The following is a 1781-nucleotide window of genomic DNA, read 5'->3' on the forward strand; positions in this document are numbered from 1 at the left end:
AGGTTTGGAACATAAGGTGTCAGTTCACCAAGCCCGTATTCTTCAATCAACCACGGCAAAAAGCGGGGAGGGCGCGTGATTAATTTTGCGCGTGAAATCCCCAAAACAGAACCATCAATATCTTGATGAAAGTCGCAAGCATCGGCAAGGCGCTTTTCAAATTCTGTCGCGTTTGTGGGAAGGAGGAAACCAACCATTAGCGCACACGCCCTTTGAAGTTTAAGGTGATTTTTCCAATCGATAAAATTTCTTCATCACAAACCATACTGTCTTGTGTTGGGGTAATGGCAATCACTTTTTGGACACCAGAAATCATTAGTTTTGAAATCCACCACGAGAGGCTTAATTCACGACCAATGGCTTGTTCTTGTCTCCATGCTGCTCTTAAATTTGCTTCCATTGTCGTGAGAATTTTCAAAGATGTTTCCGGCAACAGCCAAACATCTGCTTCTAAGTCCAGCACTTTTTTGACAGCCGCATGCACAATGATGGTATCATTGGTCATGATGATATTTTTTCTGTGAAGAGCTTGTGAAACTGTTTGTAAGAGATCTTCAGAGGCTGTCCCTTCTTCATTGTTGCCAAAAACAGCAACATAGATGGTTGGGTTTTTGCCTTTACGATAGATAATCGCATCTTTCACACGGCTATCGGCTGTTAAGGCGATAAGCTTGTAATAGGGTTCTGTTCCACTTCCGTTTCCCCCACGGGCATGAAGCTGTATGCGTTCACGATATCTCTCGTCACTTTCACCCTCTATGCGGGCAATACCATGCCAGTTTCCTAAAGCATCAAGGGATTCTCCAGTGGCAAAATCAAGAATGTTGTTGCGTGCCGCTTCGTTAATACGCTGTCTTAAAAGCAACTCTCGATAGCTAAAAGCCTCAATGACTTTTACAGCCGGATCACTTTCAAGAATGGTATATTCAGGCAAAAGCTCTTTTAAATGGGCAAGAGCAGCAGCGCGTATTTCTTCAAAAGAAAGTTCTGTGATGATTTCCGGTTTTGCAAGTACTCCATTCATTTTATCAGTAATCCTTCCATGGTAATGGGCTTACCGGATGGCAAATAAATGCCTTCAAAGGACAAAGAAACTTGTCCAGCATCAACCATTTTAAAATCAATTTTTTTCAGTTTAAAACGCGGTTCCCACTTATCTAAAGCCTCAGCAACAGCAGCATAAAGGGCAACAGCAAAAGCATTATTAACCGGTGCATCAATGAGTTCCGCAACACGTGAACCATAGTCACGTCGCATTACACGCAAACCAATCCGCGTTGACAAAATATCAAGGATTGATTGGCGTAAATGATCAATGCCGGTTAATGGCTTTCCCGTTGTACGGTCCATTCCACTGTTCAATTGGGACCTCCAGTCATCGAGCCACCAGGGGAAACACCACCATGAACATGGGTTGCTCCTACATTGGTGTCGTTATGCTTTAGTCCACTTGAATGAATGGAAACATTATTCCCAGAATGAAGAGAGATACTATCATTCGAATTCAGAGAAACGCCACCACCTGCCTTCAAAGAGATGCCGCCTTTTGCGTTTAAATTTATATCGCTTTTTGAAACAATCTTTATGCCTTCCGGTGCGGTAAGCTCTAGATTCCCACCATCACCTTTTAGTGACACACCATCAGCGATTGTCAGGATAAATTTTCCACCTGATTTGATATGAATTCCATAAGTATTTTGTTCATCATCATATTCAAGGCTGGTTCCATCGGGGTATATCGTTCGGTGAATGCTGCCTTTATCGGCTGCTTGATTAGCATC

Annotated in this window: 2 protein-coding genes and 2 pseudogenes; all 4 read right to left on the reverse strand. The window is 42.8% G+C overall.

All coding sequences use genetic code 11. The features are described 5' to 3' along the window. Window positions 1-197: pseudogene (locus tag ACFILU_RS02705) on the reverse strand (phage tail protein); the annotation flags it as partial. Further along, window positions 197-1024 (reverse strand): baseplate J/gp47 family protein, encoded by an 828-nt coding sequence (locus tag ACFILU_RS02710; RefSeq protein WP_375674648.1) that lies wholly within the window; start codon window positions 1022-1024, stop codon window positions 197-199. The pseudogene ACFILU_RS02705 and the gene ACFILU_RS02710, both read right to left, overlap by 1 nt. Then, the gene (locus ACFILU_RS02715) at window positions 1021-1362 is read right to left on the reverse strand and encodes a GPW/gp25 family protein (RefSeq protein WP_375674650.1); all 342 of its coding nucleotides are present in this window, start codon (window positions 1360-1362) and stop codon (window positions 1021-1023) included. Before ACFILU_RS02715 ends, ACFILU_RS02710 begins: the two co-directional genes overlap by 4 nt. Beyond that, window positions 1359-1781, reverse strand: a pseudogene (locus tag ACFILU_RS02720) (phage baseplate assembly protein V); the annotation flags it as partial. The gene ACFILU_RS02715 and the pseudogene ACFILU_RS02720, both read right to left, overlap by 4 nt.

The organism is Bartonella sp. CL100XZDX (assembly GCF_042195375.1).
Classification (GTDB): Bacteria; Pseudomonadota; Alphaproteobacteria; order Rhizobiales; family Rhizobiaceae; genus Bartonella.

Excerpts from the sequence above, each read along its gene's own strand:
- ACFILU_RS02710 (WP_375674648.1), bottom strand. The coding sequence starts at position 1,024 with ATGAATGGAGTACTTGCAAAACCGGAAATCATCACAGAACTTTCTTTT.